The organism is Cylindrospermopsis raciborskii Cr2010, from assembly GCF_003367075.2.
Taxonomy (GTDB): Bacteria; Cyanobacteriota; Cyanobacteriia; order Cyanobacteriales; family Nostocaceae; genus Raphidiopsis; species Raphidiopsis raciborskii.
In genome coordinates this window covers 1,741,151-1,762,770 of record NZ_CP065936.1, presented here as the reverse complement: position 1 = coordinate 1,762,770, position 21,620 = coordinate 1,741,151, and the positions used below count along the sequence as shown (strand labels likewise).

12 protein-coding genes are annotated in these 21,620 nt (G+C 38.6%); 5 read left to right on the top strand and 7 right to left on the bottom strand.

Going from position 1 to position 21,620, the window contains the following annotated elements:
- Nucleotides 1-89: 89 nt before the first annotated feature.
- Complete coding sequence (locus C6N34_RS07970; protein WP_115538208.1) at nucleotides 90-1,931, bottom strand: phosphodiester glycosidase family protein; 1,842 nt, start codon at nucleotides 1,929-1,931, stop codon at nucleotides 90-92.
- A 406-nt stretch (nucleotides 1,932-2,337) separates the two neighbouring features.
- Between C6N34_RS07970 and C6N34_RS07965 the strand changes: the two genes are divergently transcribed.
- Nucleotides 2,338-6,978 carry a glutamate synthase-related protein gene (locus tag C6N34_RS07965; protein ID WP_115538207.1) on the top strand — a complete coding sequence of 1,547 codons (4,641 nt, stop codon included), beginning with the start codon at nucleotides 2,338-2,340 and terminating at the stop codon, nucleotides 6,976-6,978.
- 38 nt (nucleotides 6,979-7,016) lie between these two features.
- Here the strand turns inward: C6N34_RS07965 and C6N34_RS07960 are convergent, their stop codons facing one another.
- From C6N34_RS07960 to C6N34_RS07950, 3 genes are all read right to left on the bottom strand, one after another.
- Nucleotides 7,017-7,922, bottom strand: a complete 906-nt coding sequence (locus C6N34_RS07960) for a polysaccharide deacetylase family protein (protein ID WP_057179051.1) — start codon at nucleotides 7,920-7,922, stop codon at nucleotides 7,017-7,019.
- 269 nt (nucleotides 7,923-8,191) lie between these two features.
- Complete coding sequence (locus tag C6N34_RS07955) at nucleotides 8,192-8,560, bottom strand: DMT family transporter (RefSeq protein WP_057179050.1); 369 nt, start codon at nucleotides 8,558-8,560, stop codon at nucleotides 8,192-8,194.
- A 44-nt stretch (nucleotides 8,561-8,604) separates the two neighbouring features.
- On the bottom strand, nucleotides 8,605-9,555 hold the full coding sequence (locus tag C6N34_RS07950) for a glycosyltransferase family 2 protein (protein ID WP_057179068.1): 951 nt from the start codon (nucleotides 9,553-9,555) through the stop codon (nucleotides 8,605-8,607).
- A 53-nt stretch (nucleotides 9,556-9,608) separates the two neighbouring features.
- Between C6N34_RS07950 and C6N34_RS07945 the strand changes: the two genes are divergently transcribed.
- Nucleotides 9,609-12,149: a hypothetical protein gene (locus C6N34_RS07945; protein ID WP_115538205.1), complete on the top strand. Its 2,541-nt coding sequence runs from the start codon at nucleotides 9,609-9,611 to the stop codon at nucleotides 12,147-12,149.
- Nucleotides 12,150-12,325: 176 nt separating this feature from the next.
- Here the strand turns inward: C6N34_RS07945 and C6N34_RS07940 are convergent, their stop codons facing one another.
- Nucleotides 12,326-13,996 carry an ArnT family glycosyltransferase gene (locus tag C6N34_RS07940; protein ID WP_057179048.1) on the bottom strand — a complete coding sequence of 557 codons (1,671 nt, stop codon included), beginning with the start codon at nucleotides 13,994-13,996 and terminating at the stop codon, nucleotides 12,326-12,328.
- Between the two features lie 164 nt (nucleotides 13,997-14,160).
- On the opposite strand from C6N34_RS07940, the gene C6N34_RS07935 reads away from it, so the two are divergent.
- Both C6N34_RS07935 and C6N34_RS07930 read left to right on the top strand, forming a co-directional pair.
- Complete coding sequence (locus tag C6N34_RS07935; protein ID WP_236107482.1) at nucleotides 14,161-15,768, top strand: ArnT family glycosyltransferase; 1,608 nt, start codon at nucleotides 14,161-14,163, stop codon at nucleotides 15,766-15,768.
- The gene (locus C6N34_RS07930; RefSeq protein ID WP_147290737.1) at nucleotides 15,765-17,027 is read left to right on the top strand and encodes a hypothetical protein; all 1,263 of its coding nucleotides are present in this window, start codon (nucleotides 15,765-15,767) and stop codon (nucleotides 17,025-17,027) included. Before C6N34_RS07935 ends, C6N34_RS07930 begins: the two co-directional genes overlap by 4 nt.
- 8 nt (nucleotides 17,028-17,035) lie before the next feature.
- Here the strand turns inward: C6N34_RS07930 and C6N34_RS07925 are convergent, their stop codons facing one another.
- Together C6N34_RS07925 and C6N34_RS07920 are read right to left on the bottom strand one after the other, a co-directional pair.
- Entirely contained in the window at nucleotides 17,036-18,589 is a 1,554-nt protein-coding gene (locus C6N34_RS07925) for a hypothetical protein (protein ID WP_057179045.1), read from the bottom strand.
- Between the two features lie 54 nt (nucleotides 18,590-18,643).
- A complete protein-coding gene (locus C6N34_RS07920) occupies nucleotides 18,644-19,987 on the bottom strand; it encodes a mannosyltransferase family protein (protein ID WP_235529021.1) in 1,344 nt (447 codons plus the stop codon).
- A gap of 440 nt (nucleotides 19,988-20,427) precedes the next feature.
- Here C6N34_RS07920 and dxr point away from each other — a divergent pair, with 440 nt between their 5' ends.
- Complete coding sequence (gene dxr, locus C6N34_RS07915; protein WP_057179044.1) at nucleotides 20,428-21,618, top strand: 1-deoxy-D-xylulose-5-phosphate reductoisomerase; 1,191 nt, start codon at nucleotides 20,428-20,430, stop codon at nucleotides 21,616-21,618.
- Nucleotides 21,619-21,620 lie beyond the last annotated feature (2 nt).

The following is a 21,620-nucleotide window of genomic DNA, read 5'->3' as shown; positions in this document are numbered from 1 at the left end:
ATTAATCTCCCATCACCATACTAAATTAAAACCTAATGGTCTACTGGAGCTAAAAAATCCCTGCTCCACATTAACTCTTCATAATTCATTTATTTTAAGAAAACACCAATGCCATTATGAACACGAGCAGCAGTGTTGGGGAACCGGTCTAGCAATTGTCCACCTAGATATAAGCTTGTAGAACTACCCCCATCTAGATTAAGGGCATTTGTACAACCTATTTTTTGCATGAGCTGGGCATGTTCTTCTAATGTTGGTCCCCATCCACCGACACGGTTATTAACTGCAGCAAGAATTAAATTGTCATTGTTAGTGGTGCATATAGCACTACGAACCGCTCGTTCCTTGATGAAAGCCTGACTGAATTTTTCAGCTTTGGCATCAACAACAATTCGCTGATTTTGAATTAATAACGGACCTGCTCCAATAATGTGGGGATAGGTATTAAACTCACCCGGTGTGGTGGAACTTTCCAAATTTACTTTTGTGCCAACACTTAACAGAGAAGTTTTACTCACAGCAGTTCCCCGCAAGATGAGTAAATAGCCATCCCCAGGTATAGAAATTGCCCCCCCTGGTGGGGACTGTTTAGTAATCTTACCATTTTGAACTGTTATGATAGTTTCATTGTTGGTTAGTGGTACATAGTTAGGTCCCCAAGCAAATGTATAACGAGCTATGCCATTTTGTACATAGCCACTATTCAAAAACAAAACTGGGAGAGATGTTTGTTTATTATCCTGATTGACAATTAGTGTTTCGTTTAAACTCAACCTACCAAAATAAAACTCCCCTTGATCATTCCATGCGATCGCACCTCGATTGAGTATAGGTCCTGAAATCCACTGGTCATTTTGGCGTACTGCACCTAATGGTAGCTGATTATTACGATTAAAGTAACCACCATTAATTGCCGCCATAGCTGAGTAGCGTTGTGCAGTTAATGTTAGTGGTGCTGTGCCTGTTTGTGTCTGAGGATTGGGTAATATGGGTTGTAAATTTAACCGTGATGTTTTCCGATTAATTTCCAACCAAACTACAGGAAAGCTGTCTTTGCCGAGATTAATAAATCCTTGTTGCCAACGGAGTCCTTTACTCCAAGTAATATCTCTAGGAACCAAAGCATCCTGACGCACATCAATAACCAAGCGGTTAGGGTTAGAAAGGGTAGTAACGCGGGGAGATGAACCAAAGGGTAAAGTTAAATGTATATTGGTCTGCTGTGTATTTTTCACCCGGTTAGTGATCTGAATTTTTCGTATGAGGGGATTTGGACTAGATGTAGCCAGATACTTTTTGACCAGTGCGTCATTTGCTTTACCATCTATACTAACAATCCATTCCCGATTAGGTTGTACAGTGGCTTGGCCCGGTGCTGAATTAGGAACAATGGATCCTGAGTTAATAGGTTGACCAGGTCTTACCTTCCAAGGTGCAGCATAATCCATATCTATGACCAAACGGTCTCCCCAAGACCCCTTACCCTGACGGATATCATTGATTGTTACCGAGGGGGTAGAAATCATCAAATTAGCACCGTTGGTTTGAATTTGCCACTTATTTTTTTCCGCCAGGGGGGAAATTTCTAAATAGCGATATCCCCCTAAAATTGTGGCTTTCAGAGGTTTCACAGGTACGTTAGAATACCAATCAACCGGTTGTAATTCCGGATTGGTAGTGTTTAGTAAATCCACCCCTACAAATTGGCTCAAAGCCGCATCACTCAAATATGTGATTATTTGGTCACCTTCCCGTAATTGCATCCAAGATGCTGGCAACTTACTACCATTGAGAGTAATTTGATTACCTGAAGAACCTGTGGGGGGAACAACTTGGGCAGTACCGGTAAAACCCAAATTAGCGGTTGTCATCAGAACTGAGGTTACAATTAAACATAAGGATGCTTGTTTACTGGCTGTGATTAGTTTCATAAGCTCTAAATTATGAAGAATAGCAAAATAATGAAGGCAGATTGAAAAAATAGTTGAGAATAATTTTTGAGAATTACTTTTCTAGCCACAAGGATGGTATTATATCTTATAGATACTTGTACTTTTTGACCACGGAAAAAGGATTCACTATCAACCTATAGAAACCATAACCTAATGTCAGGTAAAACCATATTCCGGCTCAGGTTTTATCCTTTAGCAGGAAAGACACTCGCTGTCCCAAACCACCAACAAAAACCGGGTATGAACTAATATAGGTGAGTAGATATAAGCACTAAACTGCCAAAATAGGGCTAGATTTATATCAATATAAAAATTGATATGTTTTGTCAACGAATTTACCATTACTTCCGGTAACAACACTCAGTAAAAGAACGAGAACCAAAATATGAATGATCAATCATCAAATCAAGCTCAAAATATCACAATGTTGGATGAAGAAAATAGGGAAATTTATCAGGGACAAAGGTGGTTGGTAGAAGAGCGAGATGCTTGTGGAGTGGGATTTATTGCCCATAGGAAAAACTATGCCAATCATGAAATTTTAACCAAGGCGTTAGACGCACTAACCTGTTTAGAGCATCGGGGAGGGTGTAGTGCGGATAAAGACTCAGGAGATGGAGCGGGGATTTTAACAGCTATTCCCTGGCAATTGTTAGCAGAAGAAGGATGGACTGATAACACAGGTAATATAGCTGTAGGAATGATATTCTTACCCAAAGAGCAAGAATCCGCCAGAAAAGCCAGACAACTATTTGAACAGGTGATCACTGAAGAAAAGTTAGAGGTTTTGGGTTGGCGAGCAGTACCCGTATCTCCAGAGGTTCTAGGAAAACAATCGCGGGAAAATCAACCCCATATAGAGCAGGTATTTGTCCGTTCCGCAGATAAAAGCGGGGATGAATTAGAAAGAGAAATGTATATAGTGCGTCGTCGGATAGTGAAAGCTGCAAAACAGCTAAGAGAATTAGAAGATGACTTTTATGTTTGCTCCCTCTCCAGTCGCACCATAGTTTATAAGGGTATGGTACGCTCAGCCGTTTTGGGCAGTTTTTATCAAGACTTAAAGAATCCAGCCTTTAAATCTGCTTTTGCCGTATATCATCGTCGTTTTAGTACCAATACTATGCCTAAATGGCCTTTAGCTCAACCAATGCGGTTGCTGGGTCACAATGGGGAAATTAACACCCTACTGGGCAATATTAACTGGATGAGGGCGAGGGAATCTATTCTAGTACATCCCCTTTGGCAAGGTAGGGATGAAGAATATAAACCTTTAGTTAATTCAGATAGTAGTGATTCGGCAAACTTAGATAACGTCCTAGAGTTATTAGTACGCTCTGGGCGTAGTCCTTTAGAGGCGTTGATGATAATGGTGCCAGAAGCATATAAACATCAACCTTCCTTAAAAGATCACCCAGAAATTGTGGATTTCTACGAATATTACAGTGGACTGCAAGAAGCTTGGGATGGACCTGCTCTCATAGTATTTAGTGATGGTAAAAGTGTAGGGGCGACCTTAGATAGGAATGGACTGAGACCAGCGCGTTATGTAATTACCAATGATGATTATATTGTGGTCGCTTCAGAAGCGGGTGTGGTGGATTTTCCTGAAGCAAGTATTGTGGAGAAGGGTAGACTCGGTCCAGGACAAATGATTGCGGTGGACTTGATTAGCAATGAGGTGTTAAAGAACTGGGAAATTAAACAGCGGATTGCTAAGTTACATCCATATAAGAAATGGTTACAAAAACACCGTCAAGACTTAAAGGATTTATTACCATCCAGTGCAAATGGGAGTCTCAGTTGGGAAGTACCAGATAGGGAAACTCTGTTGCAAAACCAGATTGCGTTTGGCTACACAAGTGAAGATGTGGAAATGATTATTCACGTCATGGGTAATACGGGAGCGGAACCAACTTTTAGTATGGGTGACGATATTCCCCTAGCAGTTTTATCGGCCAAACCCCATCTGCTCTACGATTATTTTAAGCAGCGTTTTGCCCAGGTAACTAACCCCCCCATTGACCCCCTACGGGAAAAATTGGTGATGTCCTTAACAGTGGAACTAGGGGAAAGGGGAAATTTATTAGATCCTCAATCGGGAGGAGATCAAAGATTAAGATTAGACTCACCCGTTTTGACCGATGGGGATTTGGAAGCAATTAAATTGTGTGGATTTGGTACAGCTGAAATATCTACCCTATTTGCTATTGATGGAGGTCCGGAAGGATTAAAGGTAGCTGTGGAGTCTTTGCAAAAACAAGCAGCAGAGTCTGTGCGAGCAGGAGCAAAAATCCTAATCCTGAGTGATAAAATTGCTCTGGATGGTCAAAAAGGAATTAATGCTAATTTAAGTTATATTCCACCATTATTAGCTGTGGGTGCGGTACATCACTACTTAATTAGCCAGGGAATCAGAATGAAAACCTCCTTGGTGGTGCACACCGCCCAGTGTTGGAGTACCCATCATTTTGCCTGTTTGTTGGGCTACGGTGCGGGTGCGGTTTGTCCATATATGGCCTTGGACACGGTGCGTGATTGGTGGCTTGATCCTAGAACCCAGCAGTTGCGAGAGCGGGGTAAGTTAAATGATATTTCCCTGGAGCAAGCAGTTGCCAATTATCGTCAAGCGGTGGAGTCCGGTTTGTTGAAGATCCTTTCTAAAATGGGAATTTCCCTGCTTTCTAGTTATCAAGCAGCACAAATTTTTGAAGCCATTGGTATTGGTGAGGATCTAATTAAGTTAGGTTTTAAAGGCACTACATCGCGTATTGGTGGTATCAGTTGTGGGGAATTAGCTCAGGAGGTGCTTTCTTTCCACAGTAAGGCCTTCCCCGAATTATCAACGAAGAAGTTGGAGAACCTGGGATTTGTTCAGTTTCGCCCCGGTGGAGAATATCATAGTAATAATCCAGAATTGGTGAAAGCTTTACATAAAGCTGTAGATGGTAAGCAGTATGACCATTATCAGGTTTATAAACACCACTTGCAAACCAGACCAACTACCGCTTTGAGAGATTTATTGGACTTTAATAGCGATCGCTCGAAGATAGATTTAGAAGAGGTGGAAAGTGTCAGTGATATTGCTAAACGTTTCTGTACTGGTGGGATGTCTTTAGGAGCATTATCACGGGAAGCCCATGAAAATCTAGCCATTGCCATGAATCGTATTGGTGGTAAGTCCAATTCTGGGGAAGGTGGGGAAGATCCAGTGCGTTATGGGGTGTTAAAGGATGTGGATGAAAATGGGCATTCACTGACTTTACCTCATTTAAATGGCTTGAAAAATGGTGATACGGCTTCCAGTGCCATTAAACAGATAGCTTCCGGTCGTTTTGGCGTAACACCGGGATATTTAGCCAGTGCTAAACAGTTAGAAATCAAAATTGCCCAGGGTGCAAAACCCGGTGAAGGTGGACAGCTACCCGGACCGAAAGTGAGTCCTTACATTGCTATGTTGCGACGTTCTAAACCGGGTGTAACTTTGATTTCTCCACCCCCCCATCATGATATTTATTCGATTGAGGATTTAGCACAGTTGATTTTTGACCTGCATCAAATTAATCCCAAAGCAAAGGTTTCGGTAAAATTGGTGGCAGAAATTGGTATTGGGACAATTGCAGCAGGTGTGGCCAAAGCTAATGCTGATGTTATCCAAATTTCTGGTCATGATGGAGGTACTGGAGCTTCTCCCTTGAGTTCTATTAAACATGCGGGTAGCCCATGGGAACTCGGATTAACCGAAGTGCATCGGGTACTGATGGATAACGGGCTGCGCGATCGCGTAGTTTTAAGGGTTGATGGTGGCATCAAAAGTGGTTGGGATGTTGTAGTTGCTGCTTTAATGGGTGCAGAAGAATTTGGTTTTGGGTCTATAGCAATGATTGCCGAGGGTTGTATTATGGCGCGGGTGTGTCATTTAAACACATGTCCCAAAGGTGTAGCTACCCAAAAAGAAGAACTACGTCAAAGGTTTACGGGTATTCCCGAACATGTGGTAAACTTCTTCTATTTTATAGCAGAAGAGGTTCGGAGTTTACTGGCCAACCTGGGATATCGTTCCCTAAACGAATTGACTGGTAGAGCAGACCTATTAACTAAACGTTCCCATGTCCAGTTAACCAAAACCCAATCTGTCAATTTAGACTGTTTAACTAAGTTACCAGATACTAGATCAAATCGTACTTGGTTAACCCATGAAGAAGTTCACAGTAATGGAGAAGTTCTAGACAACAGAATTTTGGCTGATGAGGATATTCAAACAACCATCACCAATCAAGCTACAGTCACCAAAACCTACAAAGTTGTAAACACCGATAGAACCGTAGGATCAAGATTAGCAGGTGCGATCGCATCTAAATACGGTGATTCTGGTTTTGAAGGGCAGATAAACTTAAATTTCCAAGGTAGTGTAGGACAGAGTTTTGGAGCGTTTATTTTGCCTGGGATAACCCTAACCCTAGAGGGGGAAGCTAATGATTATGTAGGTAAAGGGATGCACGGTGGGGAAATTATTATTAAACCCCCAGCGGGAGCTAACTATGATGCAGGTAAAAACGTGATTGTTGGTAACACCTGTCTTTATGGTGCGACTGGAGGAGCTTTATTTGCTAGTGGTTTAGCTGGTGAAAGGTTTGCAGTGCGTAATTCCAAAGGTACAGCAGTAATTGAAGGAGCTGGAGACCACTGTTGTGAGTATATGACAGGTGGGGTAGTGGTAGTTTTGGGCAAAGTAGGGCGTAACGTTGGTGCGGGAATGACTGGAGGACTGGCCTACTTCTTAGACGAAGATGGTAGCTTCCCCGACTTAGTGAATAAGACAATAGTTAAACTTCAGCCCGTAGTAACCGAAGCAGGCAAAAAACAGTTGTATGACCTAATTAGAGCCCACTGCGATCGCACGGGATCTCAAAAAGCGCAATTAATTCTCAATAAATGGGAAGAATACCTACCTAAATTCTGGCAAGTAGTACCGCCATCGGAAGCAGATAGTTTAGAAGCTAATGCAAAAGAAATGAGAACGTAGGTTGGGTTCAAGTCATGGGGGAAGTTAGATTCCCCTGTTCATTTCTTCTTAGCAACTACCTGTTTTGGTTTCTCCTGCATTTCTAGCAATTGTGGAACAGTGACAAAACTGTAGCCCTGCTTGCGAAACTTATTAATAATTTGTGGTAAAGCTTTAACAGTATGAGAGCGATCTCCTCCTCCATCATGCATTAACACAATTCCTCCAGATTGTGCTGTTTTAAAAACATTACTAATAATTTTCTTAGGATTAGGACGAGAGTAGTCTATGGAATCGGAAGACCACATAATAACAGCATATTGATTATTTTTAGCATAGGATGCGACTCCATTAGTCATAGCACCACCGGGGGGACGAAACAGTCCTGTTTTCACTCCTGTAGTTTTGAATATAATATCTGTAGTGCTTGCAACTTCGTATGCAGCAACTTGAGGATTCATGGCGTGATACCAATGATGCCAAGTGTGATTAGCTATAGAATGACCCTCATTAACTATACGTCTAGTTAAATCGGGATAGCGCTGGACATTTTTTCCAACTACGAAGAAAGTGCCCTTAATATCATTTTTGTTGAGAATATCCAGAACCTGGGCCGTACTTTTGGGCCAGGGACCATCGTCAAAGGTAAGCGCTATAACCTTTGTATTAGAAGGTAAGATAGCTGACTTAATAACTTTTCCTTGGAACTGGGAAGGTACGTCAGGAATTATCCCCTTAGATTGTGCTTCTTTGTGCCAAGTAGTGAGCATGGTAGTCTTAAACCTATCCAGAGATTTTCCATTAGTAAACTTAGAAGAAATTCTGGGAGGAGTATTATTATCATTTTGAGGTGGAGAAGCAGTTGTTTTTAAAAACAACACTAACCCACTTCCCAAAGCACCAATTAAGCACAGTAATATAACTAATACTCCCTGTGGACAAAAAGATATCCTTTTATTTTCCACTCCATAGCTCCTTAGTGTTTAAAATAAAATTGATAAGTAGGGAGGCGCAATTATTTGTAGGATGGGTTGGCGATAGGGGTGTTGGGTTTCATACTTCAACCCAACCTACGTTCATCTTATATTTAATTTCACCCACCTACTTAATGTTGATAATGATATTTTGCAATAACAACTGGTGATGAAGTTGTACCCTTCATTACCTTCTTTATGATTACATCTTATTCTTCACAAGATTGATCTATCCATCCGCAAAATTACTAATAAGAAGATCAATTAGGTCTAACCAATAATATTACTCCTGTGACAATAAAACCCAATCCTAATATACGGGTAAGAGGCATAGATTCTTTAAACACCAGAAGACCTATCATTACTGAAAAAATATAACCCACGGAGACAGCGGGACCAGCGATACTGAGATTAACGCGGGTAAGCAGTAAAATATATGCTATTGCTCCCACACCATAACATGCGAGTCCCAACAATAGTTCGGGGACAGTAATCATGTTGAGAATATGAGTAATAAAGTTCCCCGCGTGAACCTTACCTAGTTTCAGGGCTCCTGTTTTCAGGAGAAATTGTCCGGTAACACTAATGAGAACAGAGAACAGGAGTAAAGTAAATTCTTGAGGTGACACAGGAATTATCCTCAAATATTGTTTATGGGTTAATATAAACTGAATTAGATATTTAGCGGGTCAAAACCACCAGTTTCTTTTAAGGTATACAAAGGACGAGCTTTAACTTCCTCATAAATCCTACCAATATATTCTCCCAAAATCCCGATACAAATCAGCTGTACTGATCCCAGGAAAAATATAGCAATTGTAATCAGACTGTACCCGATTAATTGGGAAACAGGAGCAAAGATTCGCCAGTATAGAACCAGGAATATCATGATTAAAGCCACAGTAGCTGAAATAATGCCCAGATAAGTTGCGAGTCTTAATGGAACAGTAGAAAATGAAATAATACCATCAATTGCTAGAGAGAGGGACTTACTAAAGGTATATTTAACTTTTCCTGCATAGCGGGGACTTCTTTCAAACATTACAGATGTTTGTTTAAATCCTACCCAAGCACGTAAACCACGAATATAGCGGTTACGTTCTGGCATCCCATTGAGAATATCTACGACTTGTTTATCCATTAGGCAAAAGTCTCCCGTATCTACAGGAATGGTTACTTTAGCTAGACGTTGTAAAAGGCGATAAAATAGGTATGCTGTGAGACGTTTGAACCAAGTTTCTTTATGACGGGATATGCGTTGAGCATAAACCACCTGATATCCTTCATGCCATTTATCAATCATAGAAAGGATTAATTCAGGTGGGTCTTGCAGATCAGCATCCATAACAATAATGGCTTGACCCTGAACAAAGTTCAATCCTGCGGTAACCGCGATCTGATGACCAAAATTTCTAGCTAGACTCAAGTAGCGAACTCGACTATCATGATGATGTAGTTTTCGAATCATGGTCAAAGACTGGTCTCGACTACCATCATCTATTAAAATCAGTTCAACTTCGCCTTGCAACTGGGCCATTACATTGCTCAGACGGCGGTACATTTCTTCAATGTTTTCCTCTTCATTGTAAATGGGGACAACTAAGGAGTAGATGGGGGAGTGGATGGGATGATTCACGCTAAAATATTGTTGCTGATTTATTGACTGGGAAGTAAGTAATGAAACGGGTGTATCTGAAAGCTAACAAGGACTATATCATCCTTTTCTCAATTTGGTTCATAGGATTAATTATAGACAGAACATGGTTGTTACTAGACGAGTCTATTCCTGCTTGGGATCAAAGTGCCCATCTAACAGCAGCACTACATCATTATCGGGTCTTTCAGGATGTAAATATTTTCTCAGGTAATTGGTGGTTATCCTTGTGGGAGTTAACGCCCAGTTACCGAGCTCCATTTATATATATTTGTACAGTACCATTTTTTTTACTGTTTGGTAGGGGATATGACCAAGCTACTTTAGTAAATTTATTCTATACAGGTATAATTATATTTTCCGTATATTATTTGGGGAATTATTTATTTCCTCATGGGAAAGTTGGGATTACAGCTAGTATATTTTGCTTGTTATTTCCCATTTTGGGAATCATGCGGACAGATTATTTACTAGATTATGGTTTAACAGCAGTTGTGATCTTGACATTTACGATTTTAACATTGTGGAAAGATCGTCATACTGGATTTTTATCATGGATCCTAACGGTGATTTTGGGGATAGGAATAGGATTGATCATGTTATCAAAACCAACAGGATTTATCTTCCTTTTTGTTCCGGGTGTTTGGACATTAACTGGTTTTCTTTGGAATAGAAAAGCTCCTAAATTAAAAGTCCCTGAAAAAATCACCAAATTGATTCAAGCAGGGTTGTCTTTGCTAGTTGCTTGGTTGATTTGTGGATTTTGGTACAGATTAAATTGGTTAACCATTATCACTTCCGCATTAAATGCCAACAATGTGGGTAAAAACGAAGGAGATCCCACTTTTAACACCATTGCTGGATGGATGTATTATCCCCAAACTATTCCTGAAAGCGTGGGATATCCCATATTATTTATTAGCATTGGTGTTTTCTTGGTGTTTATTATTAAACAGATCACCAAACAGATTGGTGAACATGACCTTAACCATATTAGTAAAAATCCTATAAATAACCTATCTAACCTATCTCATTTAACCTTTAATCAAGCATCCGTAAATTGGTTACTTATTTTTCTAATTAGCAGCTATATAATTTCTTCTCTGGGTACAAATAAAGACATTAGATTTATTCTTCCTTGCCTTCCAGTAATTAGTGTAATTCTTGCTTATTTCTTTAATTTAGTTCAAAATATATGGTTTGATAGATTGAGATTATTAACTATAGGATTAGGGAGTCTTGTTTTAATCAATAATTTATTTCCCCTCCCCCTGATTCAGAGTTGGGGTGGAAGACATTTGCCCAGCGACGAGAGTAAAAAGTATCCCCTGGGCGAGCTAATTACAACAATCAACCAAACCACACCATATTTAAGAAACACCTTGGGAGTAATACCAGTTTCAACAGCAGAAGTTAATGAATTTACCCTGGATTATTTTGGGACCTTGGCTGACTTTCGGGTATATGGAAGAAAACTAACGATGAAATTATCTCAAATGGATCAGGATTTACAGTATTTGTCCTGGTATGTAACTAAGGAAAATGAACCAGATGAACCAGGAGAAAGGGGAGAAACTAAACGTCAACTCAAATTTTTGGTAGAGTCTTCTCCCGACTTAAAATTGCAGAGCGATTGGCTATTACCCCAAGGAAATAAACTACGACTGTATCATCGCGTAAATCCCCACATAGTCGTTGAGAAACTGGGCTATGATCAAGCTGATCAGAACCCAGTTAACCTAGAAACAGTCATTTTCAACGATGAGTTTACTGTCAATCAAAATAACCCCATAACCTATAAAATAACCGGTTCATGGGATAAGTTACAAAATGGCGTGTTACTGCTAAAATGGCAAAATGGAAAATCAGCATGGTATCATGACCACGGAATTGCCCTAGGAAATTTATATTGTGGTATAAAATGTGATCCTGGGGGAAATTTCCGCGTCACAGAGAATCTATCTACCTTTGTTCCTCAAACATTACCAACCGGAAAATATCAACTTTCAGCACTTTATGTAGATAGAAAAAGTGGAAAAATTACACCCCTAAATAACATCAATTATACTGTGAACATTCAAAAGGATATCACGTCTCCCAAAAAAATAAACAGAACCCCACCTTTGGATTTAGTTTCTCGCATGTCCCAATTGGCAATGGAATTTCAGCAGGGTAAGTTAGAGAACCTATTTATCCAAATAGACAACTTCAACCAGTATGATCCAACCCAAGATTACCTCAAGCAGATCAAAACTGCTGCCAATTATTATTTACAAGCTGAACCCAATAATCTAAATTGGCGGTATACCCTAGCCCTATCACAACTTTTGCAGCGTCAAGTACCAGAGTTAATACAGAACTTAACTCAGATAACTCAATACGATTCCCAAAATCCCTATGCTTGGATTTATTTGGGATTTGTGCATCTCTATAACTTTCAACCAAGACAAGCAGAAAAAAATCTAGTTACAGCGGAAAAACTCCAACCAGATATACCAGAGTTAAAAACTTTAAAAACAATTACAAATGTCATGAAGTTTCTACCAATTGTTGGAAATTTCTAATTTCAACTATCAAATTCATCCAATGGAATGATCTACTTAAAATCACATGTTAAAATTTCCAAAACAATCTCAAATAGAAATGAGTTACCCATGGGGGTGTTGGGTTTCGTTCCTCAACCCAACCACAGATTAAAAAAACGGTCTCCGAACCTGTCCAGTTAAGTTAGAGCTTTCATTTAACCATAGGGTCTGGGATAGGGTTTGAGCATGGGGGAAGCACGATAGACTGGGAAAATCTGAACAGCTTGCCCACCTCGCTTAATGGCGATATCAGCAATCTTTTCTAAGGATTTAAAGTAACCTTTATATTTATCTAGCGGTTGCGGAAAGTGCTCATCCATCATAAACTGCTCAGAAGTGACATACAGAGAAGTTTTGCCAACAAAATCTGTGGCCTGACTCCAATAAGCAAAACCTCTCAAATCCTCGTCGAAACAGGTCACTTTTTTGCCGAGAGGCTCAATCGCCATACCCACTTGTCCCGCTACAAAGAAATTATTGCTAAAGACAAAATCTGCTTTTTCTAATTCCGCTTTTAAGTCAGGTGAATCCAAAAATGCTTGTCGTAACTGTTCAATATCAATCATTTGCGTGGAAGGATCATCCTTAGCTTCCCAGAATCCGCCGGCGATCGCCACATTGCCTCCCTTCTGCGCGATACCCCAATGGATATGGAGCAAGCTAATGAGCAACAGTGGCAAAATTACCATTCCCGAACCCCAAAGCCAATTGCGGATAAATTTGGGACGCTTGACTTGCACTAATGCTGCACGTTCGCCTAACAAAAGTGTGGCCCCAAAAAATCCGGGCATATGCCATGAGGGAAGGATTTGGATAAAGCCACCCATAAAGGTAAAACCAAAGAAGATTGGCATCGACACACATAATATCAGCAAGCGCTTTTGAACCACTAGATCATGAGCAAGCTGATTTATCATGATCGCCTCTGGTTCTATGTTCTTAGTATGAGCATAATTAGAAGGGGTTTGAGATTTATTGAAGGGTAACCACTCCCAAAAGGTACGGAAACTTGTCCACCAGATTGGAAAGCCAAAAGTAGGAAATAGATAGCCAATCCCCACTAAAATTGTGACTAAAAGACGTTCCAGATTATAGCCAACAGAAGGAACTGCACGACCACTTTGGAATCGAAAAGAAGTCCATTCATGCTGTGAGTTCCAATACAGCACGGGGGAAATGGCAATGAGAAATAGCACGACTGCTACCAATGTCCAGATGGAGAATAGAGCGCAACGGTATCGATTACTAATCAGGCAAAACAAAACTAAGCCGCAGCCTAGCAATGCTCCATGATACTTCCCTAAAAATGATAGGCCCACTAGCAAGCCAACAAGCGCAAGTTTATAAGTGGGTCTATAGGGCCTTGTGTCATAAATAGGGTCATAGGACTCACCAGAGGGAAAAAATTCAGTAGCACACAGCCACAAACAGATACTCCAGAAAAACATTAAGGCGTTGTCTGGTAGTGTGAGAATCCCAAAGGCAATTTGGAAAATCGGAATAGTCGTCAAAATTACTAAAGTTAATGTGGCGACGCGATCACCAAATAGTTTGCGACTAGCTAAATAGGAAAAAATTAGGGTTCCTGTATACAGTACAACTCCACCAATTCTGATCGTAAATGGTGTCACTTCACCTGTCAGCCATACGCCTATTCCTGTAGTAAAAGCGACAAGGGGCGGATGATCGAAATAGCTCCAGTCGAGATTTTGGGTATACAGGTAATAGTAAGCTTCGTCAAGGCCTGTATTGAGATAGATCGCACAAGTCATCCGAAAAACAAAACCCCACAATAATATGGCGATCGCCCATTTATGAATTTTCACTCTAATTCCTTTCCCAGTTCAGTCAGCACGGTGTAGTTGTATCCTATCCTGAATCTCTTGCTTCAACTGCTATAATGATTTATTGACTGGGAAGTAACTAATGAAACGGAAATTTCTAATTTCAACCATCAAATATATCTAATGGAATAATCTACTTAAATCAAATGTTAAAATTTCCAAGACAATCTCAAATAGAAATGGGTGACAAATGGATAGTGCTAGGATTATTATTCCTCTCACTGACCTTATGGCTAGTAGGTTTAGGGAACCTACCATTAAGAGACTGGGATGAGGGAACATACGGTATAGTTGCTAGAGAAATTTACCGTACTGGTAACTGGTTTTATCCCACCTTACAGAGGTCTCCTTTTTTGCTCAAACCCCCTTTAATGCAATGGTTAATAGCCATCTGTTATCACCTAGGGGGAGTGGGAGAATTTACAACCAGATTTCCCGCAGCGTTTTTAACTGCTTTAGGAGTTCCCCTAATCTACTTAATTGGGAGATTAGTGTTTTTAAAAACCCCACCAGCTTTATTTTCCAGCCTAGTTTATTTAACATTATTACCAGTGGTACGTCATGGTAGACTGGCAATGTTAGACGGAATGGCAATTTCCTTTTTTCTAATGCTTTTATTCTGTGTTTTAAAAGCAAGAGATAATAAAAGATATGCTATTGGCATAGGATTTTGTCTAGGGTTAGTTACTCTGACAAAGGGTATGTTGGTAATGGTATTTGTGCTAATTAGTGGGACATTTGTCATTGCTAATAAACAACTAGATCTACTGAGAAACCCATACTTTTGGATAGGGATATTTTTAGGGAATTTTCCTGCTTTAGGTTGGTATATAGCCCAATGGCAACATTATGGTGATACCTTTCTCAAGGTGCATTTTGAAGATCAGGCTTTTGATAGACTAGGAACAGCAGTGGAGGGTAATACTGGCCCTGTTTGGTATTATTTACTGGAGATAATTAAATATGGTTTTCCCTGGCTGTTATTTTTCCCCGGAGGATTATATTTAAGTTGGAAAAACCGTCAAACTCCTTGGGGATCTTTAGTATTTATTGGTACGGTCATTTATTTTACTATAGTTTCTTTAATGAGTACCAAATTACCTTGGTATATCATGCCCATATATCCATTTTTGGCTTTGGCAGTTGGTGTTAATTTAAGTTATACCTGGGAGGAACATAGTCTTGGTAAGTTTTTAAAAACCCCATTAACAATTAAATTTTTAATAGGATTTTTTATATTTTTATCAGTTGCTGGTGTGGGGGGTTGTATTTATTTTAGTTTATTTGACCGCCAGGTTCCATTGATTCTTATGAGCGTGGTGTTGACAATCAGTATGGTTATCACATCGTGGTTTATTTCTCAGCACAGTCGTCAATTTATCCCGGTTTTATTTGGGGGAATGTATTTGGTTTTAACACTGCTGATGATTTCCCAATCTTGGGTGTGGGAATTGAATGAAAAATTCCCTGTCCAACCAGTAGCAGGTTTAATTCGTCAACATATTCCAGCGGGGCAAAAAATATATACTTCTTTTCCTGATAGTCGTCCCAGTTTGGATTTCTATAGTGATTGTCAGATTATCCCCACCTCTCTTGGGGATTTAGTAGATAAGTTTTCTTCTCACTCTTTTTTGTTAGTGAATGAAGAGGATTTAGGTAAAATCAACTTAAAAAATAGTCGAGTCCTAGGAAAATCCCAAGGATTTAGATTAATTGCGCCAACGAGTCCAAGTTCATCTACCAATAAACTATGATGAAGTATTTAGTCAACAAAGCGAATAAGTCCTATTTTCCCTTCTTTATGTGGTTATCAAGTCGCATAATTATTTGGGTATCAATGCTGGGAATAGCACCATTACTACCTCAACCGGTTAAAGACATTAGGGCGACTTTTTCCTGGGATGTTTTTATTAGATTTGATTGTAACTTTTATTTGAATATAGTTGAACATGGTTACCAATTTGCTAATGATGAAAAAGGTTATAATGTGGCATTTTTCCCCTTATATCCCACTCTGATATATTTCAGTAAACTTATAGGTTTTGAACCTAAGATAGCAGGAATTATAATTAGTAATACAGCTTTTCTAATTGCCCTAATTATTTTATTTCACTACTTAGCAAAAAAACATGACATAAATATAGCTAAATGGACTATAGCATTTTTATCTTTCTGTCCGATTTCATTATATTGTAGTGTGGTCTATACAGAAGGTTTATTTTTATGCTTGAGCACCTTGACCCTAACTTACTGGACGAAACCAGATGTTTTAAAGTCGTCTATTTTTGGAATGTTATTAACAGCAACTAGACTAAATTCTTTGGCTATAATTCCTACATATTTAATTGTTTGTTGGCAAGAAAAAAGAAAATTAACCGCTTATATCGCCGCCCTGTTAACTGGATTAGGTTTAATCTTTTATATGGGGTATTTAAAAATTAAGTTTGATCAACCTTTGGCATTTTTATTAGTACAAAAAGCATGGACTCAAGAAGGACAGGAAAAGTTGGGTTATTTGTGGTTAAAAATATTCTTACCCATGTTTTTCGGTTGGGCAAATTATAAATCAGGTAGGTTGGTTGATATTATCTATCCTCTTATATTTGCTCTTGGTGTGGGTTTAATTTATTATTGTTGGTGGAAAGTTAGGCGGACAGGTAATTACAAATTCAGCTATGGTATGATTGCTGGGATAATTGTTTTATGGCTTTTGTCGGGTGATGAATTTTTCAATTCTTTACTAGTTTTTGGTGGTGCTTATTTATTATGGCATTATCGTCAAATAATTTCCCCGACTATCCTATTTTATGGAATATTTAGTTTATTTATTATTTTTGCTACCGGGAGAACAATGTCCATTAACAGATTCGCTTATGGTTGTGTTTCTTTGGCAATATGTTGGGGAATATTTTTATCCCGTCATGTTAAACTGAACTACTTCATTATATTGTGGTTTATAATTATGTTAATTACTTCATCAATTAGATTTGCCCAAGGTTTATGGGTAGCTTAATAAAAATCTTACTCAACAGTTCGTTTTGTAACAGAGTACAAATAATATCGCTCATCATAAATAAACCCCTTAGTAAACTTCTCAATCAAATCAATCTTCAATTTAGCATGGTTGAGTTCCAAAGGTCTATTTAAAATCAAAAGTAATGGATTTAATTCTTTTTGGCATATTTGATTTACTTGGCTTAGAACTTCTATATGATTAATCTCCTTCCTCTTAGTGGTGAATAAAACAAAACTGCCCATTTTTGAGATTTCCGGGTAATAAATCTGACGATTAATATATGCAGAAATTGGGGATATGGCATAATCTCTACTACCAACAATAAACAAGTCATTTAATTTATCTTGATATTGGTCTTTGATATAAGCAGATGCTTCCTTACTAGATGAGAAAGGAATAATAATATCTCGACTAAAAGCAAATACTCCCCCTACCATTTGGCAATATAAAATTACCATAATTGCTATATTATAATATGACTTTTTCAGTTTTGCTGCTTGAACTACTGTTTTTGGTAAAACAGTTACGCTTGATAAGGAAAATAATGAATGATAATAACTACTAAGCCAGATACAGACAATTAACAAAATATATAAATGTCCATAATGACGTGGGCTACCTAAAAATTTAACATAAGTAAATACAAGTATCTCCATTGTTCCCACTATGTAAAGAAATAAAATAATTGGTCTGACTATGAAAGAAATGCTGAAAACCAGAAAAAATATTATGGACAAAACAGAAAGTAGAATGAGACTGAATTGTTCAGATTCATTAGCTAAAACAACAATAATATAACTATTCCATAATCTAACTAAAGTCTTAGTTAAATGGTTAAAGTCAAAGTTTAATACAAACCCGGATAACCCTCCAGCCAAGTTACTATCTTGGGGCGGAATCAGCTGTAGAAATGAGATAATAATACCCAGGGAAATTATTAAACTACTTACAACTATATCATGTTTTTTAGCCACAAGATTTAGATGTAAAAATTGCCTACAAATATATTCTATTACCAACGTTAGACTAAATGCTATTGCCAATAATAAACAATAAGCATTAACATTAGCCATAAAAAATAAAACCACTGCCAATTTAAGGTAACTCTGTTGACGACTAGAATAGAGACTACAAAATATAAAAACTAGTAATAGTCCTATAGCATAATTTCTGCTGATTAGTAAATATTCATAAAAAGGAATATAGCCCAAGCAAAACAACAATTTTTGAAAATAACTAAATGGTGAATATCTGGTAAACACATAGACTGACAATGTGGCTAAACACAAGTGAAATACTTGCATGATTACAGGATTAGTTGTAAATTGTCTTAAAATCGCTAAACAAACATACCAAACAAAAGGATGTCCCTCATAATGAATGTGATGGAATAATTCCAATAAGGACTGACTTTCCCTAACAATCAACCAAACATTCAGTTCATCACGCCACATAGCATGATGAAGTATAGCAGGTAGTCCAACTATAAAAAATAACCCTGTTAGAATTTTGGCAAATACAGTATTATTCTGAGTCAGCAGATTCCAAAAAAAATTCATGTTTGATTTATACTCACTCGAATCAATAATTAAACTTCAATAAGCTTCCATACTTTAACCCACCCAATGATGTTGAGCGAATCCTATAGCTAACCTAAAGAGTAAAACCACAAATAAACCGACAGATAGATAAGCTTGACGGGGAAATCGGGACAACCAAGCACCAATAGCAATGCTTAAAGGAACAATACCATAAGCTAGACGACTTAAAGAGATGGTTCCTCCAGAAGCTAATAATAAACCGACTCCACACAAACTATAAATGACCATGACAGGTGTGAGTTTGCGACGAAAATGCCACACTAAATAACTACCACCTACCACCATTAAAACATTGAGCAAATTGTTGATCACCCTCTGATCCACTAAAATCAATAACACTGCTAATGTGGTATAAACCAAATATATCATGAAGGGATGCCAATATTTTTGCCGCAACCACAAAGTGACTGTGCCATAAACCATAAAACCAAAAAATACGGGATACCAAGGATCCCTAATTCCTCCATCATCGTTCCATACCCACCCAAAATTCCAATTTCTCCCCAAAATAATTTGCATCAACATATTTAACCAACCTTGCCAATCAAAACCAAGAGATGGTCGCCATCCTTTTTGAGCAGCAATAAAGGCTAAGGGATCATGAAAATTAATCGCACAATATATGCTAAATAATATTAACCCAGTAGCAGTTAACAAACTGGTAAAATAGGCTATTTTACCCCGCCTTTGTCTCCAAGCAGTCAGCAATAAAGCAGGAATTAAAGCCATTCCCGTAGGACGTGTAGCAGTTGCCATAGCTCCCCAAAAGGCAGTTAAGCTATATTTTTCTTCATCAAAAGCTCTTAAACAACCAATGCTGAATAATAAATATAATCCTTCTGTGTAAATTACCCCCGTAAACATGGACATGGGACAACAACAAATGACTATAATTGTCCATTGCGCTATCCTTAAACTACAATGTTTTTTAACCCAAAAATATAATAGGTAAACCGCTCCTAAAAAAGACAAATTGTTGATTAATAAACCAGCTATTTCAAAAGGTAACCCGAGTTTCATTAAAACCCAAATGGTTAGGGGAAACATAGGAAAAAAAGCTAGATTATATTGTTGACCATCAGGGTAAAACTCGTAACCACTAGTGGCGATCGCCCGATAATGCACACTGTCCCAAGCGTCAAAAATACTCCATGTACCATGCTCAAAAACGCTGTTATCCGTTATTGATATGCTAGGTGCAATTAGCAACATTCCTGCCCAAATCATGAGCCGACTCAATAGCCATACAACTACAGGGAAATATATGTTATCCCTACCAAGATAATTACTAATGAAGTTGTAACTAAACAGCTTGTGATTAATTGGTTTGTAACCGGCAAATTGACCCTTGGTCATATATAAACAAGAGAATTAAACATAAACAAAACATATTAGATATTACCAAATACTAAAGAATTTATTGCTTTTAATAAAATATGGCTCCTGGATGGGCGTTATAATCCTTGCAGGTGGCTACAGTTATAGAATTGGCTTTAGACAGGAAGTGCCAACGGCGAATTTATTCGCCTTGATATTTAACCGTGATGCGGATCTTCAATATTCCAGTGTTGTCTTTATGTTATTTTGTGGCTGCTATTGACAAGTAAGTCTTATCTGAGGCTATACTTTCGAAATCAACTTAAAGTAGCGGTAATGCTAAGAATTAATTTTAGCAGAATCAGTAGAGGCTGTTTAAGCCAGCCTCAGAAAGTTCGTTTATAGACTCTTCAGAAATCTCCGTGTCTTTAGACCGGAGAAGCTTAAAATTAGGAGTATCCGTAAATTGTTCAATCATTGTGAAAGCTATAACTCTTCTAGGTTCTACTGGTTCTATTGGTACTCAGACCTTAGATATCGTTTCTGAGCATCCAGACAAGTTTCGCATAGTTGGTCTTGCTGCTGGACGTAATGTAGAGTTATTTGCAGCGCAAATCCGCCAGTTTCGTCCCCAAATAGCTGCTATCTCCTGTGCTGATAAGTTACAGGAGCTGGAGGAAGCTATCAAAGATATCTACCCCCAACCTATTTTACTATCCGGGGAAGCAGGTGTGGTGGAAGTCGCTCGTTATGGTGACTCCCAAACGGTAGTTACTGGAATCGTCGGTTGTGCGGGTTTACTCCCCACTATCGCTGCTATTGAAGCGGGTAAGGATATTGCTCTAGCAAATAAAGAAACTTTAATTGCTGGTGGCCCAGTGGTTTTACCCCTAGTACAAAAACACGGGGTCAAGTTATTACCTGCTGATTCGGAACATTCCGCTATTTTTCAATGCTTACAAGGTGTACCCCCAGCTGGTTTAAAAAAGATTTTGTTGACCGCTTCCGGGGGAGCTTTTAGAGATTGGCCAGTGGAACAATTACCTACAGTTAAAGTTGCAGACGCTCTTAAACATCCTAACTGGTCTATGGGTAAAAAAATTACTGTGGATTCAGCAACTTTGATGAATAAGGGGTTGGAAGTTATTGAGGCCCATTATTTATTTGGTATGAACTACAATGACATCGAAATTGTTATTCATCCCCAAAGTATTATTCATTCTTTAATTGAGTTACAAGATACCTCTGTTTTAGCTCAGTTGGGTTGGCCAGATATGCGCCTACCTTTACTTTATGCTTTGTCTTGGCCAGAAAGAATTTACACCAATTGGCAAAGGCTGGATTTAGTCAAATGCGGAACTTTGACTTTTCGCGAACCAGACCATCACAAATACCCTTGTATGGGTTTAGCTTATTCCGCTGGTAGAGCAGGTGGATCTATGCCCGCTGTTTTAAATGCAGCTAATGAACAAGCTGTAGCACTATTTTTAGAAGAAAAAATTGGCTATTTGGATATTGCTCGCTGTATTGAATTGGTGTGCGATCGCCATCAGAACCAGTCTCATCCTTCTTTAGAGGATATCCTGGTAGCAGATAGGTGGGCTAGACAAGAAGTAATTAAAGCCACTGAAAATTTTAGTATACAACCACAATTTATTTCTGTCCGCTAACT

What these genes read in the sequence shown, in the direction of transcription:
- C6N34_RS07970 (WP_115538208.1), bottom strand. Translation starts at nt 1,931, where the DNA reads ATGAAACTAATCACAGCCAGTAAACAAGCATCCTTATGTTTAATTGTA.
- C6N34_RS07965 (WP_115538207.1), top strand. Translation starts at nt 2,338, where the DNA reads ATGAATGATCAATCATCAAATCAAGCTCAAAATATCACAATGTTGGAT.
- C6N34_RS07945 (WP_115538205.1), top strand. Translation starts at nt 9,609, where the DNA reads ATGAAACGGGTGTATCTGAAAGCTAACAAGGACTATATCATCCTTTTC.
- C6N34_RS07935 (WP_236107482.1), top strand. Translation starts at nt 14,161, where the DNA reads ATGTTAAAATTTCCAAGACAATCTCAAATAGAAATGGGTGACAAATGG.
- C6N34_RS07930 (WP_147290737.1), top strand. Translation starts at nt 15,765, where the DNA reads ATGATGAAGTATTTAGTCAACAAAGCGAATAAGTCCTATTTTCCCTTC.
- C6N34_RS07925 (WP_057179045.1), bottom strand. Translation starts at nt 18,589, where the DNA reads ATGAATTTTTTTTGGAATCTGCTGACTCAGAATAATACTGTATTTGCC.
- C6N34_RS07920 (WP_235529021.1), bottom strand. Translation starts at nt 19,987, where the DNA reads ATGACCAAGGGTCAATTTGCCGGTTACAAACCAATTAATCACAAGCTG.